24 protein-coding genes are annotated in these 26346 nt (G+C 36.2%); 13 read left to right on the top strand and 11 right to left on the bottom strand.

Annotation, left to right across the window (positions count from 1 at the left end; genetic code table 11):
- Nucleotides 1-41: 41 nt before the first annotated feature.
- A complete protein-coding gene (locus KIK00_RS21940) occupies nucleotides 42-1154 on the bottom strand; it encodes a prolyl-tRNA synthetase (RefSeq protein ID WP_255816708.1) in 1113 nt (370 codons plus the stop codon).
- Between the two features lie 144 nt (nucleotides 1155-1298).
- On the opposite strand from KIK00_RS21940, the gene proS reads away from it, so the two are divergent.
- The 6 genes from proS to KIK00_RS21910 all read left to right on the top strand — a co-directional run bounded on the left by proS (nucleotide 1299) and on the right by KIK00_RS21910 (nucleotide 8410).
- On the top strand, nucleotides 1299-2774 hold the full coding sequence (gene proS / locus KIK00_RS21935) for a proline--tRNA ligase (protein ID WP_255814375.1): 1476 nt from the start codon (nucleotides 1299-1301) through the stop codon (nucleotides 2772-2774).
- 118 nt (nucleotides 2775-2892) lie between these two features.
- A complete protein-coding gene (locus KIK00_RS21930) occupies nucleotides 2893-4221 on the top strand; it encodes an OmpA family protein (RefSeq protein WP_255814374.1) in 1329 nt (442 codons plus the stop codon).
- Nucleotides 4222-4334: 113 nt separating this feature from the next.
- The gene (locus tag KIK00_RS21925) at nucleotides 4335-5669 is read left to right on the top strand and encodes an Nramp family divalent metal transporter (RefSeq protein WP_255814373.1); all 1335 of its coding nucleotides are present in this window, start codon (nucleotides 4335-4337) and stop codon (nucleotides 5667-5669) included.
- A gap of 207 nt (nucleotides 5670-5876) precedes the next feature.
- Nucleotides 5877-6413, top strand: a complete 537-nt coding sequence (locus tag KIK00_RS21920; RefSeq protein ID WP_370647722.1) for a nucleotide exchange factor GrpE — start codon at nucleotides 5877-5879, stop codon at nucleotides 6411-6413.
- Nucleotides 6414-6514: 101 nt separating this feature from the next.
- Nucleotides 6515-7633, top strand: a complete 1119-nt coding sequence (gene dnaJ / locus KIK00_RS21915; protein WP_255814372.1) for a molecular chaperone DnaJ — start codon at nucleotides 6515-6517, stop codon at nucleotides 7631-7633.
- Nucleotides 7634-7729: 96 nt separating this feature from the next.
- Nucleotides 7730-8410 carry a DUF4304 domain-containing protein gene (locus tag KIK00_RS21910; protein ID WP_255814371.1) on the top strand — a complete coding sequence of 227 codons (681 nt, stop codon included), beginning with the start codon at nucleotides 7730-7732 and terminating at the stop codon, nucleotides 8408-8410.
- Between the two features lie 241 nt (nucleotides 8411-8651).
- Here KIK00_RS21910 and KIK00_RS21905 read toward each other — a convergent pair whose 3' ends face one another.
- Nucleotides 8652-9536 (bottom strand): DUF808 family protein, encoded by an 885-nt coding sequence (locus KIK00_RS21905; RefSeq protein WP_255814370.1) that lies wholly within the window; start codon nucleotides 9534-9536, stop codon nucleotides 8652-8654.
- 155 nt (nucleotides 9537-9691) lie between these two features.
- On the opposite strand from KIK00_RS21905, the gene KIK00_RS21900 reads away from it, so the two are divergent.
- The 3 genes from KIK00_RS21900 (at nucleotide 9692) to KIK00_RS21890 (ending at nucleotide 12616) form a co-directional block, all read left to right on the top strand.
- Nucleotides 9692-10174, top strand: coding sequence for a tetratricopeptide repeat protein (locus KIK00_RS21900; protein ID WP_255814369.1), 483 nt, complete (start codon nucleotides 9692-9694; stop codon nucleotides 10172-10174).
- Between the two features lie 130 nt (nucleotides 10175-10304).
- The gene (locus tag KIK00_RS21895) at nucleotides 10305-11696 is read left to right on the top strand and encodes a beta-lactamase family protein (protein WP_255814368.1); all 1392 of its coding nucleotides are present in this window, start codon (nucleotides 10305-10307) and stop codon (nucleotides 11694-11696) included.
- 50 nt (nucleotides 11697-11746) lie between these two features.
- Entirely contained in the window at nucleotides 11747-12616 is an 870-nt protein-coding gene (locus KIK00_RS21890; protein WP_255814367.1) for an alpha/beta hydrolase, read from the top strand.
- Nucleotides 12617-12912: 296 nt separating this feature from the next.
- Here KIK00_RS21890 and KIK00_RS21885 read toward each other — a convergent pair whose 3' ends face one another.
- The 5 genes from KIK00_RS21885 to KIK00_RS21865 form a co-directional block, all read right to left on the bottom strand.
- A complete protein-coding gene (locus KIK00_RS21885; RefSeq protein ID WP_255814366.1) occupies nucleotides 12913-13611 on the bottom strand; it encodes a DedA family protein in 699 nt (232 codons plus the stop codon).
- An 86-nt stretch (nucleotides 13612-13697) separates the two neighbouring features.
- Nucleotides 13698-14810: a peptide chain release factor 2 gene (gene prfB / locus KIK00_RS21880; protein ID WP_255814365.1), complete on the bottom strand. Its 1113-nt coding sequence runs from the start codon at nucleotides 14808-14810 to the stop codon at nucleotides 13698-13700.
- Nucleotides 14811-14953: 143 nt separating this feature from the next.
- On the bottom strand, nucleotides 14954-15448 hold the full coding sequence (locus tag KIK00_RS21875) for a hypothetical protein (protein WP_255814364.1): 495 nt from the start codon (nucleotides 15446-15448) through the stop codon (nucleotides 14954-14956).
- A 5-nt stretch (nucleotides 15449-15453) separates the two neighbouring features.
- A complete protein-coding gene (locus KIK00_RS21870) occupies nucleotides 15454-16560 on the bottom strand; it encodes an FAD-binding oxidoreductase (RefSeq protein WP_255814363.1) in 1107 nt (368 codons plus the stop codon).
- Nucleotides 16561-16696: 136 nt separating this feature from the next.
- On the bottom strand, nucleotides 16697-18052 hold the full coding sequence (locus KIK00_RS21865; RefSeq protein WP_255814362.1) for an ATP-binding protein: 1356 nt from the start codon (nucleotides 18050-18052) through the stop codon (nucleotides 16697-16699).
- Nucleotides 18053-18168: 116 nt separating this feature from the next.
- Between KIK00_RS21865 and KIK00_RS21860 the strand changes: the two genes are divergently transcribed.
- From KIK00_RS21860 to KIK00_RS21850, 3 genes are all read left to right on the top strand, one after another.
- Entirely contained in the window at nucleotides 18169-19071 is a 903-nt protein-coding gene (locus tag KIK00_RS21860; RefSeq protein ID WP_255814361.1) for an ABC transporter ATP-binding protein, read from the top strand.
- Between the two features lie 2 nt (nucleotides 19072-19073).
- Entirely contained in the window at nucleotides 19074-19919 is an 846-nt protein-coding gene (locus KIK00_RS21855) for an ABC transporter permease (RefSeq protein ID WP_255814360.1), read from the top strand.
- A 124-nt stretch (nucleotides 19920-20043) separates the two neighbouring features.
- Nucleotides 20044-20694 carry a hypothetical protein gene (locus tag KIK00_RS21850; protein WP_255814359.1) on the top strand — a complete coding sequence of 217 codons (651 nt, stop codon included), beginning with the start codon at nucleotides 20044-20046 and terminating at the stop codon, nucleotides 20692-20694.
- 42 nt (nucleotides 20695-20736) lie between these two features.
- Here KIK00_RS21850 and msrB read toward each other — a convergent pair whose 3' ends face one another.
- From msrB to KIK00_RS21830, 4 genes are all read right to left on the bottom strand, one after another.
- Nucleotides 20737-21834 carry a peptide-methionine (R)-S-oxide reductase MsrB gene (gene msrB / locus KIK00_RS21845; protein WP_255814358.1) on the bottom strand — a complete coding sequence of 366 codons (1098 nt, stop codon included), beginning with the start codon at nucleotides 21832-21834 and terminating at the stop codon, nucleotides 20737-20739.
- Between the two features lie 17 nt (nucleotides 21835-21851).
- A complete protein-coding gene (locus KIK00_RS21840) occupies nucleotides 21852-22295 on the bottom strand; it encodes a DUF417 family protein (protein ID WP_255814357.1) in 444 nt (147 codons plus the stop codon).
- Between the two features lie 79 nt (nucleotides 22296-22374).
- A complete protein-coding gene (locus KIK00_RS21835) occupies nucleotides 22375-22644 on the bottom strand; it encodes a hypothetical protein (RefSeq protein WP_255814356.1) in 270 nt (89 codons plus the stop codon).
- Between the two features lie 5 nt (nucleotides 22645-22649).
- The gene (locus KIK00_RS21830) at nucleotides 22650-23204 is read right to left on the bottom strand and encodes a sigma-70 family RNA polymerase sigma factor (RefSeq protein WP_255814355.1); all 555 of its coding nucleotides are present in this window, start codon (nucleotides 23202-23204) and stop codon (nucleotides 22650-22652) included.
- Between the two features lie 240 nt (nucleotides 23205-23444).
- Here KIK00_RS21830 and alaS point away from each other — a divergent pair, with 240 nt between their 5' ends.
- On the top strand, nucleotides 23445-26048 hold the full coding sequence (gene alaS / locus KIK00_RS21825) for an alanine--tRNA ligase (protein ID WP_255814354.1): 2604 nt from the start codon (nucleotides 23445-23447) through the stop codon (nucleotides 26046-26048).
- Nucleotides 26049-26346 lie beyond the last annotated feature (298 nt).

Genomic DNA, 26346 nt, shown 5'->3' with positions numbered 1-26346 from the left:
TTTTTTTAACATTATTTTTTAATAGTTTATTCGTTTGAAAATTATCTGAATCCACCTCTGCCTCCGCCGCCGGATCTCATTCCGCCACCGCCGCCAGAAGAACCGCCTCTGAAGCCGCCACCGCCGGAATTGAAGCCACCGCTAGATCTGAAACCTCCTGAATCATTGGATCTGAAACCTCCATTATTGTTGTTTCTAGGCTGTGGTTGCTGATAATTATAATTAGGTCTTGTTTGTGGTGTAGTATTACGGAATCCTCCATTTGGCTGTGTATTTCTGAAACCTCCAGAATTGCCGTTTCTGAAGCCTCCGGAATTACCGTCTCTGAAACCGCCATTACTATTTCTGAATCCACCGTTTGAATTAGAATCTCTGAAACCACCATTGTTTGTGTTTCTGAAACCGCCATTGCTATTTCTGAAGCCTGAATTGGCTGTATTGGTTCTGTATACTGCGCTTGCTACACCTGTATTCTGGAATCCTCCTCCACTGGCGCCGCTTCTTCTATAAACAGGTCTATTGTAGTAGCCGCCACCCCAGTAACCGCCTCCGTATCCCCAATAAGGGTTTCCGTAACCGCCCCAGAATGGATCATAATATCCACCATAACCGTATCCCCAATATGGACTTCCCCATCCGTAAGAGCCTCCCCAGCCCCATCCGAATGATCCGCCCCAACCCCAGGACATACTTGCACCCCAGCCCCAGCCGCGGTTCATACCCCAACCCCAATATGGGCTATAACCACCATACCATCCCCAAGGAGATCCCCATCCCCATGAGTTGTCATAGTAGTTCGTCTGAGAGCCTGCATAAAGCCCCCAATCGGAATCTGTAGCGTTGGAGTTCCAATTCGTATTGGTACTACTCCAGTCATTATATCTGTTTTGCTGTTCTCTGGAATTCGTCTGTGCATTTTGAATGACATTGGAATCCTGATAATAGTCATAATATTCTCCTACTCTGTTGCCGCTATCATTAATGATAACTCCTTCAGGTAGCGTATCCTTATTGGGGTCGTAATACACCCCATCTGTCTCGCTATACCCTCCCATCTGAGCACCACAAGACACAAGTAATAATCCGCCTGATATTGCCAACACCCCTTTGGATCTTAGCAGACCAAGCAAATTTTTATGTATATTTCTTTTCATGATAACGTAAAAATTTTTAATTTAAATTATATTTGCAATCTGTACCAAAAATGTACCAAAATACTGGTAAAAAAATCTATCAAAAATAGATCTTTATTTTTAGATAACAATAATGTACAAAAGTTAAAAAAATTTAAAAAAATAATGGCAAAATTAACCTCAAGAAGCGAAGATTACAGCAAATGGTATAATGAGCTGGTTGTAAAAGCTGATTTAGCTGAAAACTCAGGCGTGCGTGGATGTATGGTGATCAAACCGTATGGCTATGCAATCTGGGAAAAAATGCGTGATGAAATGGATAGAAAGTTCAAAGAAACAGGTCACGTTAACGCATATTTTCCGCTTTTTGTGCCCAAGAGCTTGTTTGAGGCTGAGGAAAAGAATGCAGAAGGTTTTGCAAAAGAATGTGCTGTTGTTACTCATTACAGATTAAAAACAGATCCAGACAATCCATCCAAACTGATTGTGGATCCTGATGCGAAACTGGAAGAAGAACTTATCGTTCGTCCTACTTCAGAAGCTATTATCTGGAATACCTACAAAAACTGGATTCAGTCTTATAGAGACCTACCGATATTGATCAACCAATGGGCGAATGTTGTTCGTTGGGAAATGAGAACACGTCTTTTCTTAAGAACGGCAGAATTCTTATGGCAGGAAGGCCACACCGCTCACGCTACAAAGGACGAAGCTGTTGAAGAAGCAGAAAAGATGAATAAAGTATATGCAGATTTTGCAGAAAACTTTATGGCGATGCCGGTAATTCAGGGATTAAAAACTCCATCTGAAAGATTTGCAGGAGCTGATGAAACATACTGTATTGAAGCATTGATGCAGGATGGAAAAGCTTTACAGGCAGGAACATCTCACTTCTTAGGTCAGAATTTCGCAAAAGCATTTGACGTAAAATTCACCAATAAAGAAGGAAAAATAGAACATGCATGGGCTACATCATGGGGAACATCAACCCGTTTGATGGGAGCTTTGATTATGACACATTCTGATGATTTCGGATTGGTATTGCCTCCTACTCTGGCACCAATTCAGGTTGTGATTGTTCCGATCTTCAAAGGAGAAGAGCAGTTAGAGCAAATCAGTGAAGTAGCTTTGGATATTCAGGCTAAACTGAGAGCAAAAGGAATTTCTGTGAAATTTGATAATGATACTCAGAACAAACCTGGCTGGAAGTTTGCAGAATACGAATTGAAAGGAGTTCCTGTAAGAATTGCAATGGGACCAAGAGATCTGGAAAATAAATCAGTGGAAATTGCAAGAAGAGATAATCTGACGAAGGAAGTTCGTTCTATCGAAGGTTTAGATTCTTATATCGAAGATCTATTGAAAACAATTCAGAAGGATCTTTACAACAAAGCTTTCGAATTCAGAAAAGATAATTTTACGAAAGTAGATACTTACGAAGAATTCAAAAAAGTTCTGGAAGAGAAAGGTGGTTTCATCTATGCTCACTGGGATGGTACAGCTGAAGAAGAAGAACAGATCAAGGATGAAACGAAGGCTACTATCAGATGTATTCCTTTAGATGATGATGTAGAAGAAGGAATTTCATTGGTTTCTGGGAAACCATCTAAGAGACGTGTATTATTCGCAAAAGCTTATTAATAATTTTAATGATTAAAAAATAAATCGTCAACTTTTAAAGAAATATTCAAAAAAAAGTGACATTTGGACGGATTTTTGTTTAAATTTATCTCAACATTAATCAAAAAAATTTATTATTATGTCTTTAAATGTCATTGATTTAATTAAAGGACAATTAGGTCCCGCTTTAGTTTCACAGGCTGCATCGCAGTTTGGAGAAAGTGAATCCGGTATTTCTAAAGCAATTGGCGGATTATTACCTGCTGTAGTAGGCGGATTAGCCAATAATGCAGATAAGCCTGGCGTTGTGGATGCTATTACACAAGCCTCTTCAAGTGGAATTTTAGGAAATTTATTAGGCGGATCGTCTAGCAATCCTATTATTTCTAACTTGTTGTCTTCAATTTTTGGAGATAAAGTAAGTGGATTAGTCAATTCCATTGCTAGTTTTTCAGGAGTAAGCAATACCTCTGCAGGTTCTTTGTTAAACCTGGTGACTGGAGCTACGGTAGGCACCGTTGGAAAATATGCAGCAGACAATAATTTGGGTGCTTCAGGTATTTCCAGCTTACTGAACGATCAGAAAGGCATTATTTCTTCCTTATTGCCGGCAGGTCTTTCTTTGGCTTCCTTTGGATTAGGAGCTGAAAATTGGTTTGGCCAGGCGAAGGAAACAGTTTCTTCAGTAACTTCTACTGCTAAAGATAACATCGCAGAAGGTGTTGCTACTGCAAGAGAAAATGTTTCGGAAGGAGCAAGAGAAATAAGAGAACAATTTAACGATAATAATAACAATAATCAAGGCGGAGGCTCAATCTGGAAATGGTTGCTTCCGCTTTTACTGTTATTGGCAGCCGGATATTTCTTATGGAAACAGTGTGAGAAAAAACAGACGACTACCACAACTACCAGTACGTCTGACTCTGCTACAACCAGTTCTACTGCAGATACAGCTACAACAGGAACTGCAACACCTGTTCCGGCTACTGCTAAAACCGATGAAAACATTGATCTTAATGGTGTGATGTTAAAAGGTTATAAAGGTGGTATGGAGGATCAGATGATTACTTTCCTAAAATCCGGAGCTTACAAAAATGCAACTGATGATTCAGCATTGAAAGATAAGTGGTACGATTTCGACCATGTTAATTTCAAAATGGGAAGCTCTACAGAGCTGGAAGCAGGTTCACAAGGACAATTGGATAACCTTGTAGCTATCCTTAAGGCTTTCCCTGATGCAAAAATCAAAGTTGGAGGTTACACTGATAAAACAGGAAATGAAGCTTCTAATGTGAAATTATCAAAAGCCAGAGCTGAATTTATCAAAGCAGCTCTAGCAAAAGCTGGAGTTGGAGCTCAGGTTCTGGAAGCTGATGGTTATGGAAGTAAATTTGCTACAGTAGACGCAAAAGCTTCTGATGCAGAAAGAGCTGCTGACAGAAAAATGTCTGTAAGATTTGCAAAATAATCTTTAGATTCAATAAAAATTAGATCCCGGGAAGTAATTTCCGGGATTTTTTTGTGCCATGATTTTTCTGTTTACATTTATTTAATTAAATTTGTTAGTCATTTCTAACATTTATGAATTTCAATATAAAAAGCGCCTGGCGAAAAGATAAAACAAACCATTCCTTATCAGAGGTTTATTCATCGATCAAAGTACCAAAAAATGCAACGTTTTGGAGAAAATATCTTGCATTTGCCGGACCGGGCCTGATGATTGCTGTAGGATATATGGATCCAGGAAACTGGGCCACGGATATCGCAGGAGGTGCTCAGTTTGGATATACCTTGCTATCCGTAATTCTTATTTCCAATATTTTCGCAATGGTTCTGCAGCATTTATCCGTGAAACTCGGGGTTGTTGCAGAAAGAGATCTTGCACAAGCATGTAGAGATCATTTCAGCCCTACTACCAATTTTATTCTCTGGGTATTTTGTGAAATAGCCATTGCCGCCTGTGATCTCGCCGAGGTCATTGGTTCTGCCATTGCATTAAATCTTTTATTTCACATCCCACTAACCTGGGGAATTGTTATCACAACAGTGGATGTTTTAATTATCCTTTTACTTCAGTCCAAAGGTTTCCGATGGATTGAAAGTATTGTTGGAGGACTTATATTCATTATTTTGGCGTGTTTCGTATATGAAATTATCATTTCGCAGCCTGCTTTTAATGAGATTCTGGGAGGTTTGGTTCCACAAAAGGAAATCATTCAGAATCCTGCTATGCTTTATATTGCCATTGGGATCTTAGGAGCTACAGTGATGCCCCACAACTTGTATCTGCACAGCAGTATTGTACAGACCAGAGATTATACCCGCGATACTGAAGGAAAAAAAGAAGCTATAAAGTTTGCTACCCTGGACAGCACAGTTTCATTGATGTTGGCATTTTTCATCAATGCGGCAATCCTTATTCTGGCAGCTGCTACATTCCACACTACAGGAAATGAACATGTTGCTGACATTCATGATGCTTATAAAATGCTGACCCCTATTCTAGGAGCTTCTATGGCAAGTATTGCATTTGCTATTGCTTTATTGGCATCCGGGCAAAATTCTACATTGACAGGAACTCTTGCCGGACAGATCGTAATGGAAGGCTTTTTGAATATCAGATTAAAACCCTGGCTGCGAAGACTCATTACAAGACTTATTGCTGTAATTCCTGCACTTATTGTCGCTATTCTTTATGGCGAACAGGGAACGACTGAATTACTGGTTTTAAGCCAGGTAATTCTATCCATGCAGCTGAGTTTTGCTGTTGTCCCATTGGTCATGTTCACCAATGATAAAGCCAAGATGGGAGAATTTGTCAATAAACCGGTTCTTAAAATCTGTGTATGGGCAATTTCCATTATTATTATTGTTTTAAACCTGTACCTGTTGTATCAAACGTTTACAGGAGAATAAAAAATACAACCATAGTTTTTAAATTGACTATTGAACATTGCTAAGTGAGTGGTCAATAGTCAATTTTTAAACTTGCGCTTCTTGAAATTCACAAGCAGAATGAATTGATTTATTCACTATTCATCGTTGCTTATTTTTCTGCCTTAATGTCCTGATTTCAGATTTGGCAGGCTCTTTGTCAAACAATCAGTAAATAAATATTGAATTATGGAAAACCAGGATATTAACGAAGAAAGCATCAATAATCAGGAAGAAAACAATGTTCAGAATGACGTAGCATCTCAGGACAATGTGACAGCTACTCCTTCACCAGAAGAACTTTTGGCAGAAGAAAAAGACCGTTACATCAGGTTGTATGCTGAATTCGAAAACTATAAAAAAAGAACGAGCAAAGAGAAGATGGAATTCTTCCAGTATGCCAACCAGGAAATGATGGTTTCAATGTTAGGAGTTTTAGATGATTTTGAAAGAGCATTAAAGGAAATCGCTAAAAACGGAAATCCGGCTGACCTTCAAGGGGTGGAACTTATCTATCAGAAATTCAAAAATAAACTTACTGAAAAAGGCTTACAAACAATGGAAGTAAGAGCTGGTGACAGCTTTAATGTTGATTTCCATGAAGCGATTACTCAGATCCCTGCTCCATCAGAAGATTTGAAAGGAAAAATCGTAGACGTTATTGAAACTGGATATACTTTAGGTGATAAAGTAATCCGTTTTGCAAAAGTAGTAACAGGAAATTAAAATTCATAAATGATAAATGATGAGTGATAATTGATGAATGTTTCACTTATTAGCTTTAGAATATCTTTTATCATTTATCAACAATCAATTATAAAATTGTCATGTCAAAAAGAGATTATTACGAGGTTCTTGAGATCAGCAAATCTGCATCGGCCGACGAAATAAAAAAAGCATACCGTAAAATGGCCATCAAATTTCACCCGGATAAAAATCCTGGTGATAAGGAGGCTGAAGAAAAGTTTAAAGAAGCTGCTGAAGCTTACGAAGTTCTAAGCGACGATCAGAAACGTGCCCGATATGACCAGTTTGGTCATGCCGGAGTAGGTGGAAACGGCGGTTTTGGAGGCGGAGGCTTCGGAGGCGGAATGAACATGGAAGATATTTTCAGCCAGTTTGGAGATATTTTCGGTGGTGGTTTCGGAGGATTCGGTGGTGGCGGTGGCGGCCGTCAGCAGGTGAAAGGTTCTAATTTAAGAATCAGAATCAAGCTGAACCTTGAGGAAATGGTAAACGGAACTCAGAAAACCATTAAAGTTAAAAAAATGAAGATGGCAGAAGGTGCCACTTCAAAAATATGTCCTATCTGTAACGGTTCCGGTGTTCAGCTTAAAGTAATGAATACCATGTTTGGTCAAATGCAGACTCAGACAACTTGTAGTACTTGTCAGGGAATTGGAAAAGTTGCTGACAAGATTCCTGCAGGGGCCAACGCGCAAGGTCTTATCAAAGATGAAGAGGAAATCACCATCAACATTCCTGCAGGGGCAAGAGACGGTATCCAGCTTAATGTAAGAGGAAAAGGAAATGATGCTCCATTTGGTGGAATTCCGGGAGACTTATTGGTAATTATTGAAGAGGAAGTAGATCAGGTGATCAAGAGAGAAGGTGATAATCTTCATCAGGAGCTGTATGTTTCATTTGCTGAAGCTGCTTTAGGAACTAAAAAAGAAATTCCTACCGTAGGCGGAAAAGTAAAAATTACCGTTGATCCGGGAACTCAATCCGGAAAAATCCTAAGATTAGCTGGAAAAGGACTTCCAAGTATCGACAGCTATGGAAAAGGGGACATGTTCATCCACATCAATGTATGGACGCCACAGAAGCTTACCAAAGAGCAGAAAGATTTCTTTGAAAAGCAGATGTCCAGCGGAGAAATGGTTGCAGAACCATCCGGAAAGGAAAAAACTTTTTTTGATAAAGTAAAAGATTTATTCAATTAATACATAAAAGAGACTTGTTTAAGTCTCTTTTTTTTGCTCTTTTATTTTTTATTTTTGCTCCTCAATTGGATTTATTCAAAATACTATCAGAAACAAATGGATACAAGAACAATATTTTTAAATGCCTGCAATGAAATTGCCACTCAACTCAATGGTTTCAAAACATTTGAAAAAGGACAAAGGCTTAAAAAAGTTTCCCTTGATAAAGACATCTATTTTGAGATTTATTTTCAGTCCAGTTTTAGGAATGATTCTTCATCCGTTCAGTTCCTTCCTCATATTGCTATCTATTCTAAAATTTTAAAGAAATGGCAGACAGAGCAAACTAAAAATGAATATTCTCAGGGATTAATTTTTGGAAATCAGATAGGTTATTTAACTCCGTATAATAATTGGAAACAATGGAATTTAGCAGGGTTATCTTATGAAAAATCAATTATTGAAATCACAGAAAATATAGAAAAATACATCCTCCCAATTTTCAAAATTTTTAATTCTAAGGAAATTGCTGTTGAATTTCTAAAAAACAATGGAACAAAGTTTAATCAATGGTCAGAGAATTCTATTTCTCCTTTAGACTTTCTTTTATGTTTTTCTGAAAAAGATACTGCTGAAGTTTTTCTAAATAATTTTGTGAATAATTGCCCTTATAAAGGGAATATTCTTAAACTTTACGAGAGACTAAAAACAAAAAATGAAATCGATCTCAATTCTTCTGAATTTCACGGAGCTAATACAATTAAATTAGCCTATGTAAATGGGTTGAAAATAAAATAAGCTTACAATAAATTAGCCCAAGTCAATAAAAATATTCTTATCAACCATTTTTTCAATCATCTGTATGATAAAAAATAATATTCTGAAAATGATAAGAAAAACAGCAACTCCTATTCTGAAAAGTATGTTCACCAATACATAACTTAATAAAGAATAAGAATCTCCTGGCAGTGCACATTACAAAAAATCCTGCACTCTTTCGGGCACAGGATTTTTTTGGTTATTTAATTCTAATTCTGTTTTATTTTTTTGTCGCTAAAGAATAGATTCCTTTTCCTAAAGTAAATACGGCAACCGCTGCCAATCCGCCAACAACACCAAGCGTAAGCTCTTTCAAAACATCTGGCCAAGTTGGAAGTATGCCATGGAAAAATTCAATCCTATGTAGAAAAATTCCACCAGCAACCATTATTAAAGCAATTGTTCCTACGACTCCTAATATTTTAATAACAATAGGTAAAGCCTTCACTAATATATGCCCAAGCCTCCCGAAAAAACCTTTATCGTTACTTTTCTTTATTAATTTAAACCCTGCATCATCCATTCTTACAATTAAAGCTACAATTCCATAAACTCCAACAGTAGCGATAAATGCAACCAAGCTCGTTACTAAAATCTGCGTAATGAAAGGATGGCTTTCTTCCAGTACTGTTCCTAAAGCAATAATAACGATCTCGATTGATAAAATAAAATCCGTTGTAATTGCCGATTTTACTTTCTCTTTTTCTATTTCTTCAGAACTTTTTTCGTCTTCTACAATTTCCTCTATAACTTCATGCCCCTTTTTGTCACGGTGAAAAAGAAATTCTATTACTTTTTCAACGCCTTCAAAAGCCAGATAGATTCCTCCAAGGATCAATACATAATTAATAGCCGGAGCATACAACCAATTGAGTAAAAAAACAATAGGCAGAATGATCAGTTTGTTGATAAAAGAACCTTTTGTAATTGCCCATAAAACCGGAAGTTCTCTGGAAGAGAGAAAGCCAGTGGCTTTTTCTGCATTTACAGCAAGGTCATCTCCTAAAATCCCCGCTGTTTTTTGGGTAGCAATCTTACTGGTAACTGCTACATCGTCCATCAATGCTGCAATATCATCTAAAATTGCAAAAAAGCCTGATGCCATATTTTAATAATTTTTTAATCTTTGTTAAGTTCAGCAAAAATAAATATTTAATTCCGTTTTTGGATTCATAATATGACAATAATTTTGAAAATTATGAGAATGATTAGATAATGCTCCACTTTCAATATTTTATATCTTTGTTTAAAATCTAATCAATGGATGAAAACTGGGAAAGCCAATTGCAAAGTATATGGCTGAAACTTGGAACAATAAGCAATGAAAATTTTATTCAGCAAATTAAAAATCATGTAGAATTACTTACGCTTACAGATTCCCAGGCTATTGCTGATTTTGAAAGAGCCTGCGCTTTTGACTCTACCGGACATGAAAAGGAAGCGGAACCCTTGTACAGATCGGCATTAAATAAAGGATTAACCGGTTTACGAAGAAGAAGAGCAAGAATCCAGCTGGCAAGCACTTTAAGAAATAATGGGAAAATAGAAGAAAGTATTCATATTTTAAGGGAAGAAAAAGCTAATTATTCCGATGAACTGAACGATGCAGTAGATTCTTTTTTAGCGCTGTCACTTTCTTCAGCCGGAGAGCACAAAGAAGCGTTATCTATAGCATTAAAAGCAATATCAAAACATCTGCCCAGATACAATAATTCTTTGAGCCGCTATGCTGAAAACCTGTAATTCTAAACAATAGCCGAGATCAATTCTAATGTTTTTGCAAATGTAACATGATATTCAGGTACTTACAGACACAGAATTGTAAACTATCAATATTAAGCTTAATTTTAACCGTTTTTTAAATCTGATACCTATGCAACGTCAATTTCATATTTTAGCTTTAGGATGTTTGTTTTGTCTGTTAAGTACATTCTGCTCAACTCTAAAAGCTCAGACAGAAACTCATCTCAGCGGCTTTAATCAGGAAAAGAAAAAAGAAGAAATAGACGGCATTATAAGGGCATTCGCGGGTATTAATAAATTTAATGGAACAGCCTTAATTCATTATCAGAATAAAAACATTTTTGAAAGATCATACGGTTGGCAAGATGCAGAAAAAAAGATACTCAATCAGGACCAAAGTGTTTATCAGATTGCTTCTTTAACCAAATCCTTCACCGCTTTAATCATTGTAAAGCTAAGCGAAGAGGGAAAACTTTCTGTTAAAGATCCTATTTCAAAGTTTATTCCCGATTATCCAAGAGGAAATGAAATCACTATTGAGCATCTCCTTACCCACACTTCGGGAATTTATGAAGTATTACGAAATAAAGAATATTTCAGTCTGCTTCACACCGGAAAAACCATTGCTAAAAATAAAGAACTCTCTTTTTTCAGGAATGAACCTCTGGATTTTGAGCCCGGCACTCAATTTTCGTATACCAATTCGGGATATATTTTACTGGGAATGATCATTGAAAAAGTAACTGAACTTTCTTATGAAGATGCTGTAAGAAAAACCATCTTAAATCCTTTAAAGATGACTCATACAGGCTTTAACTATTTAGCTTTGAAAAGTCCATACAAAACGGTTCCATATTCGTATATTTCAAAGACAAAACAGGAAAAAACTGAAGTATGGAATTCTACCTTAACCGGTCCTGCAGGACAAATCTACAGTACAGTTGAAGACCTGTACAAATACTATATCGGATTGAGAGATTATAAAATTGTTTCCAAAGAAGCGTTTAAAAAAGCTACCACACCTTTTTTGAGCGGGTACGGATATGGTTGGTTTATTGATGATCTTTATGGGAAAAAACTTATTAACCATGGCGGAAATATAGAAGGTTCTACAAGTTATTTTGCCATGCTCCCTGAGGATGATCTATGCATTATTCTTCTGAACAATATTACGAGTAAAAAACTGGAGAAAGCAGGTAATACTATTTTAGCAGCTCTTTTAGAACAGCCTTATACGCTTCCACAACCTAAGAAAGAAGCAGTGTTAAGTGCTGATATACTTAAAAAATACGTGGGTGATTATCAGCTTTCCGATGACAGTGTAATTCATATTTTGTACGAAAACGGCCAGCTTTTTATACAAAATAATAAAGATCCTAAAGTAAGAATGCTGGCTGAAAAAGAGGATGTATTTTTCCTGCAGGATGATGACACCGAGATTTCTTTCATTTTCAAAAAAGGAGAAAAAGACGTTATTACAATCAAAAAAGGGCTTTCGTCAAAAACAGCAGAAAAGTTATAATCAAGCATTGATTGTGTCATAATCAATAGAATTTTTTGTAAATTTAAGTAATGAAAAAGCTCATTCTCCGGTATCATTTTTTTGTGATGGGATGCTTCGGTTTTCTGTTGCAGTCCTGCAATACGAAGTTCAGAGTCTGGGTAGGTCCGGGAGGCCAGCAAAAGATTTACAATTTAAAATATGGTGAGCACAAAAGGCAGAAAATGGATGTCTTTCTTCCCAAAGATTATGCTGAAAATTCTCCGGTAGTTCTTATTGTTCATGGTGGAGCCTGGACTTTAGGCAAAAAAGAGCATATGATACAGGTTCAAAAAATGCTTTTTGAAAACAGGATTCCGAGTATTAATATGAATTACAGATTGGTTTCTGCAAAGAAAGAAATCACTTACAAAGAACAGCTTGAGGATATTGGACTGGCAATTGAAAAATTCAACTCTTTAACGGAAAAGGCAGAACTTCAGCCTAACAATTATATTCTTCTGGGAGAAAGTGCCGGCGGACATTTGGCATTGCTTTACGGATATCAGCATTCTGATCAGATCAAAAAGATTATCTCTCTCAGTGGGCCTACAGATTTTTACAGTTCCGAGTATCTTAAATCTTTTTATTCCAAATATACTTCTCCAACTTTTCAAAAGGTGGTAGGCCGTAAATTTGACCGAAAAAACGTGTCTGAAGCCTTTAAGGAAGCCAGCCCTATTGCTAATATTACCAATGTTCCTACCCTCCTATTTCAGGGGAATAATGATGTTCTGGTTAATCAGCATCAGGGAATTGCCATGGACTCAGCGCTTACCAAGATGAATGTTCCACACAAATTCATTTTCATGAAAGGAGCGGGCCATACTCCAAGGTTCTTCAGTAAAAGAAAAAGAGACAGTATTATTTATCCGAATATTCTGGAATGGATAAAAAAATAGAGGCTTATATCAGACTTTATTTTATTCAATGCAAAGGATTTATTATTCAACTGTTTTATCTTAAGAGAACAAGGAGAAGTGACTCCGTCACTGATGAAGTTTAGAAATATATGTATGCTTAGAGAAAGAATCAGTGAAATTGATTCCCTTCTTTGCCTTCTTAAAATGGTTTATTATAAAAAATAATCTTTGCGTTAAAAAATAACCTTATAATTTTTATAGGAAAAAATGTCATTCATAAACAATAAAAAAGCCGGCTCATATTTGAGACGGCTCTATATTTTTGATTGAGTTTCTTATTCAAAATCCTGATCTTCGTATTTTTTAGAAAGATCTTCTTTTTTTCCAAAAACAAACTTGAAGATTACCGGAAGTGTTGTTACCAATACAATAACGATGATAATATATTCCAGCTTTTCTTTTAAGTTGATTCCAAACTGCTCCATAAACAGTTTATCCAGATAATGTCCGGCAAAGATCAAAATAAATGACCATAGTACAGCACCAATAACATTATCTCTTAAAAACTCCTTTTTATCCATCTTCACAATTCCTGCTACAATTGGGGTAAAGGTTCTAACAACCGGTAAGAATCTAGCCATAATAACAGCCAGAGCTCCATGTTTTTCAAAGAAATCATGCGCCTGGTAAAGGTATTTTTTCTTGAAAAGCATTGAATCCGGTCTTTTATATAAAGCAGGTCCAGCCTTTCTTCCAAAATAATATCCTACTTCATTTCCAATAATAGCGGCAAGAGCTACTCCCGAAGCTAATAATGTAGTATCTAAGAAATCACTCCCTGTAGAGCCAAAAGTCTCTTTGATGATTTCAACGGCATAAATTCCTGAAACGAATAAAAGTGAATCTCCTGGCAGGAAAAACCCTACAAAAAGACCTGTTTCAGCAAATACAATAAATAAAATAAGCCAAAACCCTCCCATTTTAATATAAAATTCCGGGTTTAATAAATCCTTCCAGCTATTGAAATCTTCCATAAATATCGATGAACAACAAAAGTAGGTCTAAAATGTCTGAAACAAAAATTAATTATAAGATTTTAACTAAAATTCAAACATGATTTTTATAAGTCGAGGTCATCATCAGAAACTGCGGTTCCATCGGCCATTAGAAATGCTTTTAAGAATGGAGTAAGATTTCCATTCATTACTGCATCTACATCTGAAGTTTCATGACCTGAGCGTACATCTTTTACGAGTTTGTAAGGATGCATTACGTAATTTCGGATCTGGCTTCCCCACTCGATCTTCATTTTGTTGGCTTCTATCTCATTTCTTGCCTTCATACGCTCTTCCAATTCCATTTCGTATAATCTTGAACGAAGGAGCTGCATGGCTTTTTCTTTATTCTGAAGCTGGGAACGGGATTCTGAGTTTTCAATAATAATTCCTGTTGGTGCGTGACGAAGACGTACAGCGGTTTCTACCTTGTTTACATTCTGTCCTCCTGCTCCGGAAGACCTCATCGTTTCAAAAGATATATCAGCAGGGTTAATATTAATTTCGATAGTATCATCTACTAAAGGATAAACATATACGGAAACGAAACTGGTATGACGTTTCGCATTACTGTCAAAAGGCGAAATTCTTACTAAACGGTGCACTCCATTTTCACCTCTTAAATATCCAAAAGCAAATTCTCCTTCAATTTCCAGAGTAACCGTTTTCACACCTGCTACATCACCCTCCTGAAAGTTTAGCTCACGGATTTTATACCCTTGCTTTTCTGCCCACATTGTATACATTCTCATCAGCATAGCTGCCCAGTCACAGCTTTCTGTACCTCCAGCCCCAGCCGTGATCTGAAGTACCGCAGAAAGCTCATCACCTTCGTTAGAAAGCATGTTTTTGAATTCAAGGTCCTCAATTTTTTCAACCAATTGCGGAAATGTTTCATCCAGTTCCTTTTCAGAATCCGGATCTTCTTTAGCAAAATCCACTAAAACCTGCATATCTTCAAACTGCGTCTGAATTTCATCATAGCCTTCTACCCATTTTTTCTTGGAACGAAGCTGTTTTAAGAATGCTTCAGCAGTTTTCGGGTTATCCCAAAATTCAGGAGCTGCTGTTTTTTCATCATCATTAGCAATTTCTATTTTCTTTTTTTCAATCTGAAGGTATCTGTGTAAGTCTTCAATTCTGGATTGAACTTCTTTTATCTGGTCGTTGTTAATCACGATTTTTTCTTTTTGCAAAAATAAGGAATTCTTTTAGAGTGGAGCGTTTTGAGTTCCGAGTTTTCGGAATTCGGGTTCCGGGGTTTAAGGTTCGGGATTCTGACTTTTAGAGTTAATAAAGATTTCAGAAATTGACTTAAAAGTCACGATTCCTTTATTATTTCAGCTTCAAAGCTTTTTCTGAGGTATTCTTTCGATTTTTTACTTTCCATCTTGAAACCCACCATTGTTAAAGCATACACAAATAATAACATCAATAAAGGCATGAAAAACTCTACTGATATTTCTTTATTTCCTATATCTCTCACAGTAATACCTATAAAGAAAAATAAGGCAAATGAACACCATACAATTAAAAAAAGCAATACAAATGCATGTAATTTCATGGCTACGTCTATTTGTGTTCCATTATTATTTTTTTGAACAGCACCATTTATCTGAGGAAGAAAGGAATTCCTGTTCCTAATCACTCTGCTGATTTCAAAACTATTTTCATTTACAGATCCTTCATAATCCTTTATGGGATTTCTTCCTAAGCCATATTTTTTTGGTTCTACAAAGCCGGAAAGTCTCGTCAAAACTTCCTGTTCTGATAAATTTGTTCTATAAGTAATACGTTCAAAAGGTAAATATTTCATTGTATTTATATCATTTCTGCAATCATTTCACCAATCTTTGGAGCTAAGGCAACTCCCATTCCTGAAAGTCTTACAGCACAAAACTGTCTTTCCGAAAGCTGTTTTACAATAGGTGTTTTTTCTGAGCCCATGGCCATAATTCCTGACCAGCGAAGTGCAATTTTAAAGTCTTTCTGAGGAAGTATGACTTCTTTTAAAAAGTTTTCCAAATGGTTTTGCAGAAATTCTGTCGTTTCAAAAGCAGTTGTTTCTTCTGTTTCAAAATCCTGGTTTCTTCCACCACCCAACAGAACTTGGTTTCCTACATTCCTGAAATAATAATACCCTTCATCATAGTGAAAAGTTCCTTTCAGCTTCAATCCTTCTATCGGTTCTGTCAGAAGAATTTGTCCACGGGCAGGAATGATATTTTCATTTTCCAGGAACCTGGAAGTGAATGCATTGGTGCAATAGATGATTTTATCTGCTTTTACAGAAATATTATCGGAAAGACGAATCTCAACCTCATGGGCCGTTTCTTCAATATTTTCAACCTCTGTTCCGAACAAGAATTCTACCTTCAGTTCATGACATTTTTCCAAAAGTTTCTGCAACAGCTTTCCTGAATGCAGACTTCCTTCACAAGGATTTTCAATCAGAAATGCAGATTTTCCCAACCCGAATTCCTGTATTTTATCCTGTTTCAGAGTATATGTCTGATCCAGACCGGTTATTGTTTTCAGCTTTTCATTAACGGTATCAATCTGGAATAAAGGTTCTTCATTATTTAAAATCTCATAACCTCCATTCAATTCAAAATCGATTTCATTATTTTTAAAATACTGTCTGATTTTCTTAAGCCCGTCAAATCTCATTTTAACGAGCTTCAGCGTTTTTTCCCAACCCATTTTCTGTGAATCGGCAATAACTTCGGTAAAGCTTCCGAAACAGGCAAACCCGGCATTCCTCGTTGAAGCTCCCAGAGGAATAGCATTTCGCTCAATGATTAAAACAGATTTTTCAGGATATTTCTCTTTCATAGATAAACCAGTCCAGAGCCCGGAAAACCCTGCACCAATGATGATGATATCTCTTTTCCTGTAGAAAGTGTCCAGTTCCCAGATGCTGTTCATGAGTGACTTTTTATAAATGTAGAATGCAGAAAGTAAAATGTATTAATGAAGAATGTGGATCAGGTAAAAGATAAATTATGTAGCTGCAAACCTCAAATTTTAAACTTTAAATTTTGAACCTTAAACGTTGAACATTTTACCCTTTATCTTTCTCCTCGTTATTATGCTGAAATCCGATGGTTCTTTGTGGTTCCTCAACAACTCTGTAGGTTTCCAGTTCGCTTTTCAGTGCCTGAATCCTAAACTTAAAATCATCAAAATTATTAATAATGGCATCGGCTAAGAACCGGGCAACCTGATCAAGATATTCTTCAGTAAGCTTGGAACCGGCATCCCTTAAAGCTCCTCTCAAAAGATTCTGATCAATTTTCAGCTTCTCGTTTCTGCTTCTTTGATAAAGATTTTTAATTCTTTTCTTTAAGCTTTGGGTAAAATCTATCAGCATTGTGTTACTGAATGCTTTCATCTTTGAAGATATTTCATGCCAGAAAGGGATTTTATCTGCCTTGTTATTTTTCAGTATTTTGTAAAGTAAAGAATCTTCTTCCAATCCTCTGGTCATAGCATATAAAATGATTTCTGACCGCTCTGAAGCATTGGGAGGAAAGATCGGGATCATGACATCAAATCTTCCCGGAGCAAGAATTTCTTCGTCAATTTCTGAAACTGAATTGGCAGAACCAACCATTAAAACTCCCTCTTTTTCAAATTTCCCGATATAATGAAGGATAAGTTCCTGAGCTTCAAGATTACAGGAAGCAACATCTATTTCAGCTCTTCTCTGCATCATAATTTCATCAAAATCCTCCATAAAGAGCAGCATTTTATTTTCCTTCATCATGTTCAACAGGAAATCACTGAAATTGGTTTCATTTCCGTCAATCAGCGAAGCGCTCAAATAATGTTTTTTTACTTCTTTAAACTGATATCCAATGATTTCAGCAATCTTATTCGCCCAAAATATTTTACCGCTTCCCGGAGGGCCATAGAGAATAATTCCTGCAGGCTTGTTGATCCCCCAATCTTTGATCTGTTGTGGATTCAGGAAGGGTTCCAAAACAGTGGATGTATAAAAAAACAGATCTCTGTATCCTATGAAATCTCTTTGCTGAAGGCTGGTTTTACTCCCGAAATAATTATAAACAAACTTATAGTTTCCGCCTAATTTGTTATCAATTCCGTAACTTGATATAGAAGATTTGAAAAAACCGTTATCAAAAATATTGAGGTTATTATCTTTAATTACCTTTTCTACCTTGTCTTTAGGCTGATTGATGACTTTGGCAATCTGCTCCAAAGTTTTATTTTTGTCCAGATCTTTTTCATATAATCTTAAAAAGTCTACATTTTCGCGGGCAAATTTTTCAAAATCTTCCTTTACTTCAAAATTTGTACTGATACAGTCTACCAATTCAAGATCAAAATCCTGTATAAACTGTTTTATGGCTTCTGCAGAAACATTCAGTTCTTCTGCCAGTTCAATTAGCTTCATAAGTATTGATTAATTCTATCAAATTTAATGTATTTACAAATAAATTGACATTGATTTATGATAATTCTGTAACATTATCTAATTTATATAGACTACTACTATGTAAAACAAATTACATGGAAAAGATTTTATCAGTAAAAAATTTGACGAAGAAATTCAAAAGAGTTGTGGTCAACAATATTTCTTTTGATGTCGAAAAAGGAAATGTTTATGGGCTTTTGGGTCCCAATGGAAGTGGAAAATCTACGACTTTCGGGATGCTGCTTTCAACAATCAACCCTACCAGCGGAGACTGGTTCTGGTTTGGTAAGAAAGGAACTGATCCGGAAACTTTAAAAAAGATTGGAGCGATTATCGAGCAGCCCAACTTTTATCCTTATTTAAGTGCGGAAACCAACCTTAAGATTGTAGCAGAAATTAAAAAAGCCCCTTATTCCAGGATTGATGAAGTTCTGAAGACCGTTAATCTGTTTGAAAGGAGAAAAGATACTTTCAAAACTTTTTCTTTGGGAATGAAACAGCGTCTGGCCATCGCTTCGGCTATGCTGAACAATCCTGAAGTAATGATATTAGATGAACCAACCAACGGACTGGACCCTGAAGGAATCATCCAGATCAGAGAAATCATCAGCAATATTGCCAAGCAGGGAATCACGATCATTATTGCCAGCCACCTTCTGGATGAAATTGAAAAAATCTGCAGCCATGTCATTGTACTGAAAGAAGGAAATTCCATTTACTGCGGACGAGTAGACGAAATGACTTCCAACAACGGATACTTTGAACTGAAAGCTGACAATAATACATTACTTTTAAATGCGCTGAACGAGCTTCAATGGTTCTCCTCCATCAATCAGGAAGGCGATCTTATCAAGGCTCAGATCCGTGATGATGCTTCTATTTCGGCTTCGGTAATGAATCAGAAACTGGCAGAGAGGGGAATTTACCTTTCCCATTTGACCAAGAAAAAACTGTCTCTTGAATCTCAATTCCTTGAACTTGTAAAAAACACCAATTAGTCATGATAAAATTATTAAAACTGGAATACTACAAAAACCTGAACTACAAACCGTTTAAGGTCTTTACGATACTTTATTTCGCCATTCTTATCGCTTTGCTTTTCATCGGATTGGTTGACTTTGATGTTTTTGGAGGAACGATTAATTTAAAGGAACAGGGAATTTATAATTTCCCGGAAATCTGGAACTTCACCACCTGGATTGTTGCTTTATTGAAAATTTTCCTGGGACTGATCATTGTTTTCTCCATTTCACAGGAATTCAGCAACCGAATGTTCAAGCAGAATACTATTGATGGATTGAGCAGAAAGGAATTCATTACTTCAAAACTATTGACGATAAGTATTTTCACTATTGTTTCAACCGCAATTGTATTTGGTCTTACTATATTCTTAGGATATCAGTATTCGAATACAACAGAATCTACAAAGGTTTTTGCAGAAATTTTCTTCATTGGAAATTATCTGGTAAAATTATTTACTTTCTTCTGTTTCTTAATGTTCCTTTCCATTTTACTGAGAAAATCGGTATTTGTATTTCTTGCGCTTTTTGTTTTCTGGATTGGCGAGGGAATCTTAACGGCTGTTGAAGTTTTCTACAAAGTAAAAGGGATGCAGGGTCCGCAAAGAAATGAAGTTCTTCAGAATGACTTCTTCATCACACATCTTTTACCGCTGGAAAGCATGTCCAGCCTTATTCCTAATCCGATGATGAGATTGAATATGGCTAAAATGCTGGGTGCGAAATATGAATTACATTACCCTACAGAAAGTCTTATTGCCTGTCTGGTATGGTCTGCTATTTTTATATTCGGATCATACTGGATTTTGAGAAAAAGGGATTGGTAGATGGAAATATTTAGGATTTAAAGATTGAATAATTAAAATATTTAAAGATTATTTTTAAAGTGGTTCGTTTTCGGATCACTTTTTTTGGCTTAAAATTTTCATTCAGTACTGTCAAAAACTAGCCATGAAAAAAATATACTACTTTCCGGGATTGATCAGCGCCGTACTGATTCCTGTTTTATTCTGGTATTACGGAAACCAAAAGTTTGAAGACATTAACGTTTCTGTTATTGACATTGGACTTCCTGCCAAAGAAAGAGAAGGGAGTAAAAATACATTTGAAAGTTTTGAAACTTATAGACACTGGAATTACCAAAAAATAAAAATAGCCCACGGTACAGCCAAAGAAAATTCAAAATTATATGTTTCTGAACTGAAAAATCTTCAGAAAAGAAATGAGAAAGAGTCTGGTATTGAATTTATTTTAGGTCAAAATAATACATATGGTGATTTTGTATCTGTTTTGAATGATCTGGCAATAGCTAAACAAGAACAGTATGCCGTTGACCTGGAGAAAACAGGACATATTTTTGCGGTTTATAACTATATTACTCCCAATGTCCAAGCTCCCGAATATGAATGTTTGCTTTGTAACGATACTATAGATTGGGGACCAGCAGAAACTTTCAATAATTTTGGAACTACCCGATACGGGAAAATCTTTAATTTGTTTACTACTGCTTCTAAAGAAACCTCCTATATTATTTTTGGATTTCTGATATTTCTGAATATTTCAATGTTCAGCATTAAAGAAAGGTTTCAATTGCATCATTAATTCAAAATAAAAAGGCTGCCAGATGGCAGCCTTACTTTCACATTACTTTTTATCTAACAACGGAAGATATTTTCCGTATCCTTTACTTTCCATTTCCGCTTTAGGAATAAATTTCAGCGAAGCACTGTTGATGCAGTAACGAAGTCCACCTTTATCCTGCGGTCCGTCTGTAAAAACGTGTCCCAAATGGGCATCACCGGTTTTACTTCTTACTTCTACTCTATCCATACCATGGGTACGATCCAGTTTTTCGTCAATCAGATTTTTTGTAATTGGTTTTGAGAAACTTGGCCATCCACAGCCGGATTCAAATTTATCTGTTGAGACAAACAAAGGTTCTCCAGTGGTAATATCTACATAAATTCCTTCACGGGTTTCATTCCAGTATTCATTCTGGAAAGGTCTTTCTGTACCGTTTTCCTGAGTAACATTATATTGTTCTGCGGATAATTTTTCTTTTAAAACTTTTTTATCCTGTTTTTGATAGGCTGGCTTTGGAAGCGGGTTGGCTTTTTTTGCCATTTCAAAAAGTCCCGGTTCAATGTGACAGTAGCCTCCCGGATTTTTATCCAGATAATCCTGATGATAATCTTCTGCTCTGTAGAAATTTTTCAATGGAATTGTTTCCACCAATAAAGGTTTGTTATAGTTTTTCGCCAGTTTCTGCACTTCATCTTTTACCACAGCTTCATCTGTTTTGTTGGTAAAATAGATTCCTGTTCTGTACTGGTTTCCTCTGTCATTTCCCTGCTGATCTTTACTTGTAGGATCAATTGTTTTAAAATATAAATCAATCAACAGTTTCAGATCTACCTGCTCGGGATCATACTTCACTTTCACTGTTTCAGCAAAGCCTGTTGTATGACTTACCACCTCTTCATAAGTAGGATTTTGGGTATTTCCATTGGCATAACCCACTTCTGTTCCTACAACTCCACGAATTTGTTGAAAAAAATGTTCTGTTCCCCAGAAACATCCACCTGCAAAATAAATCTCTCTAACGTTTTTACTATCCATAATTTTCTCATTTTCTTTTTTTATTTCCGTTACATTTGGCTTATTTTTTTTGAAAAGCCCGGATCCAGCAGCAAAGACTGCTATACCCAGAATGACTCCGAGTACAATTAATATATTTTTCATTTTTACCTTTTTATTCATTACTTATTATTTTGAACGATCATTAATCCAAATCCTAAAAGCATAAGGTCTTTTAAAATAAAGAAATCCGTCACAGGCACTCCATCCACTATTTTCCAGATCCCCGGTGTTGTAAATAAATAGCTTAATGTCACCAGAAAAGTCACTATCATTCCTATGCCTGCATACTTCTTCAGTACAGCAAATTTCGCACTAAATATGAGGAGTAATGCAATGATAATTTCTATCGCTCCGATAAGATTTGACACTGCCTGGACGCTCATAATTTTATATACGAAAAAAGTTAGGAAATGGTTTTCCACCAAGGGTCTTATTGCTGAAGCTTCTGTGGGGGTAAATTTGAAAATGCCAATCCACAGCAAAATAAGAGCTGCTCCGAAGAGTGAGATGTAATACCCGGTCCGGGTCAATTGATTTTTAGATTCCTGTACTGTTCCGACCATGTTTTAAGATTTTAATTGAATACTTTATTGTTTTCAATAGTATAGTCGGAGTCTTTTTACAATCCTGACAGAAATTTTCTTAAAAATTCAATTTATCGATCATTTTATTTTTAAAATCCTGAATTTCCGACTCATTTATTTCAGTTTCTTTTTCAGAAAAAGTTTTTTTAAAAGCTTTATCCAGAAGAGCCAGCTTTTCATTGTACATTCTGCACCATTTACAGATCATCAGGTGCATAGTGAGCATTCTGTTTTCTTTTGAAGAAATGGATTGGGCATTCCTCTTTTCCATCAGTAACGTGGCCTCACTGCATGGTAAAAATAATATATGTAGTATTCTTCTTATCATTTCACTTATGATTTTGAAAACCAGTTAAACTCCAGACACTCTCTGAGCTGCATACGGCTTCTTTGCAAAATCTTCCAAAGATTAGTCGTAGAAACTTCCAATTCCTGACTTACTTCCGGTGCTTTTTTTTCTTCTATATAATACATTTTAAGCAGGATTTTCCATCTGGAGGGCAGTTCCTCGATACATTCCTCCAATGTTTTATTAAAATCTGCGCTGTCTAAAAGTTCATCACCTTCACCAGATACATCCCAGTTATTCAAAACATCATTATTTTTCCATGATCCGGTTTCATCAAAAAAATGATCAAGTCTGATATTAGGCTCTGATTTATATTTTTTCCTGTAAAAATCAGCAATTTTCCTGTTCAGAATAGCCATCAGCCAGGTGAGAGGCTGGCTTTTCGCTTCAAAAGAATCATATCCCGAATAGGCAGCAAGAAAAACCTCCTGAACTACGTCCTGAGCATCTTCTTTATTCGAAAGCAGATACAGCGCTTTTTTCAGGAGAGGCCCCGAATATTGCTCTATCCAGCTTTTCAGAATTTCATTTTTCATCATGGGAAAGGATATTTTTATCTTAATCAGATCATCACGAAGGTAATAAGTTAAACGGATAACTGCAAAATTAGAAAGATTATTATTGATTACAGGTACTACAAACCTTATAGGTTTACCACACACCTATTACCCAAACCCGTCATCATTCAAAACATGGCATAAAATTATTACAAATCGCTTAAAAATCTTAAATTTGCATCTTATCAAAAATTTGATATTAAAAAAAGCAAAAGCAATACTATGACATCACAAGAGATACGTCAAAAATTTTTAGATTATTTCAAAAGTAAGGAACACCTTATCGTTCCTTCAGCTCCAATTGTGCTGAAAGATGATCCTACCCTTATGTTTTCCAACTCCGGAATGACACAATTCAAGGATTTTTTTCTTGGTTACAAAACTCCTACCGCCCCTAGAATTGCCGATACACAAAAGTGTCTGAGAGTTTCAGGGAAGCACAATGACCTGGATGATGTAGGTAGAGATACTTACCACCACACCATGTTTGAGATGTTAGGAAACTGGTCTTTCGGGGATTACTTCAAAAAAGAGGCTATTGCTTTTGCCTGGGAATTACTGACTGAAGTATACGGAATTCCAAAAGAAAATTTATATGTAACGATTTTTGAAGGTGATGCTTCTGAAAATCTGGACAGAGATCAGGATGCTTATGATTTCTGGAAATCTCACATTTCAGAAGACAGAATCATCAACGGAAATAAAAAAGATAATTTCTGGGAAATGGGTGAAAGCGGACCATGCGGACCGTGTTCAGAAATCCATGTTGACTTGAGAACACCGGAAGAAAAAGCGAAAGTTTCAGGACTTGAACTGGTAAATAATGACCACCCCCAAGTTGTAGAAGTATGGAACCTGGTTTTCATGGAGTTCAACAGAAAAGCTGATAAATCTTTAGAGAAGCTTCCTGCTCAGCATGTAGATACAGGAATGGGCTTTGAACGTCTTTGTATGGCGCTTCAAGGGAAGTCTTCCAACTATGACACCGATGTTTTCACCCCACTTATTTCTAAAGTTGAAGAGCTTTCAGGTAAGAAATACACCGGAATTTTAGAAGATGAAAAAGATATTGCGATCCGTGTTGTAGTAGATCACATCAGAGCGGTTTCTTTTGCGATTGCTGACGGACAGCTGCCATCGAACGGTGGTGCTGGTTATGTTATCAGAAGAATTTTAAGAAGAGGAATTTCTTATTCTTACCGATTCCTGGATATGAAAGAACCTTTCCTTTACAAACTGGTTGCTGTTCTGCAGGAGCAGATGGGACCTTTCTTCCCTGAACTTGAAAAGCAGGGAAAATTGGTTGCTGAAGTGATCAAAAGTGAAGAAGATTCATTCTTAAAGACAATTGAAAACGGTCTGATCAGAGTTGAAAAGCTAATTCAGCAGACCATTGCAAATAATCAGAAAGTATTACCAAGCGAAGAAGTTTTTGAGTTGTATGATACTTATGGTTTCCCTGATGATTTAACGCGAATTATTGCTGAAGAAAAAGGGTTAACTATTGATGAAGCAGGATTCAAAGCTGAAATGGAAAAACAGAAGCTTCGTTCAAAAGCAGATTCTGCTCAGAAAGTATATGACTGGGTAAATCTTGAATCAAAGCCTGAAACATTTGTAGGCTACGACCAGATTGAATCTGAAACCTATATTACAAGATACAGAAAAGTAGAAAACAAAGACGGAGAATTTTACCAGGTGGTATTAAGCAGTTCTCCTTTCTATCCTGAAGGAGGTGGACAAGTGGGAGATAAAGGGGTTCTGGAAAATGCTGTTGAAAGTTTTGAAGTACTGGAAACGAAAAAAGAAAACGGATTGATTATTTCGTTAATCAATGGTCTTCCAAAAGATGCAGGTGCTGTTTTCTATGCTAAAGTAAATGCTTCCGAGAGAAAAAATTCTCAGGCTAATCACTCTGTGACTCACCTTCTGCATGAAGCTTTAAGAGAGGTTTTAGGTACTCACGTAGAGCAGAAAGGTTCTTATGTAGGTCCTGATTATCTTCGTTTCGACTTCTCTCATTTCAATAAAATGACTGAGGAAGAACTGGCATTAATTGAAGAAAAAGTAAACAAAAAGATCAAAGAAAGTATTGCTTTACAGGAATTCAGAAATATTCCGATCCAGGAAGCTCTGGAGAAAGGAGCAATGGCTTTGTTTGGTGAAAAATATGGTGACAGTGTGAGAATGATCCAGTTTGGAAGTTCAAAAGAACTTTGCGGAGGAACTCACGTAAAAAACACCAGCGAAATCGGTCATTTCAAAATCACTTCTGAAGGTTCTGCAGCAGCTGGAATCAGAAGAATTGAAGCCATTTCTGGAGATAAATCTGAGGAATATTTCAACAATCTTGAAAAACAGATCGCTGAGCTTTCTCAATTATTAAAGTCTAAAGATGTGGTAAGATCTATCGAAAAACTGATCGAAGAAAATACGTCATTGAAGGCTGAAGTAGATGCTCTTAAAAAAGAAAAAGCAAAAGGAGAAATCGGAGAATGGAAGAATGCTTATGAACAGAAAGGCAATAAGCAGCTTCTTGTAAAGAAAACTTCTCTGGATGCAGGGTCTGTAAAAGATATCGTATTCCAGTTGAAGAGAGAAATTCCTTCTTCAGTAACGATCATTCTTTCTGATGCGGACGGAAAACCAATGATTACCGTTGGAGTTTCTGATGATCTTGCTGCAGATTATCAGGCTGGAGCTATTGTAAAGGATCTTGCAAAAGAAATCCAAGGCGGTGGCGGCGGAAACCCTGGCTTCGCAACAGCTGGTGGTAAAAATCTTGAAGGTCTGGAAAATGCTTACCAAAAAGCTTTGAATATCTAAAATAGAAACATCTATTATAAATTTTAGCCCCGGCTGTCTCAGAATTGAGACAGCCGGGGTTTATTTTTATGGTATATATTTAAAAAAAACGCAAAGATTTAAACCTTAATATTTTATATTCAAGAAGCAAACAAGGGAATCAATTTTATTGATTCTTACCAAGCACATGTAATATTCATATTTCTCTCAAATCAAACAGAACAGTTTTTTAAATGATTAAACCTTTGTGTTCAAAGAAAATAACACAAAAATTTAAATCATTGAAAATAAGAGCATTCCTTATTTATACCCGTTCTAA

It is taken from the genome of Chryseobacterium sp. MA9 (assembly GCF_024399315.1).
Classification (GTDB): Bacteria; Bacteroidota; Bacteroidia; order Flavobacteriales; family Weeksellaceae; genus Chryseobacterium.
This window is presented reverse-complemented; position numbering and strand designations above follow the sequence as displayed.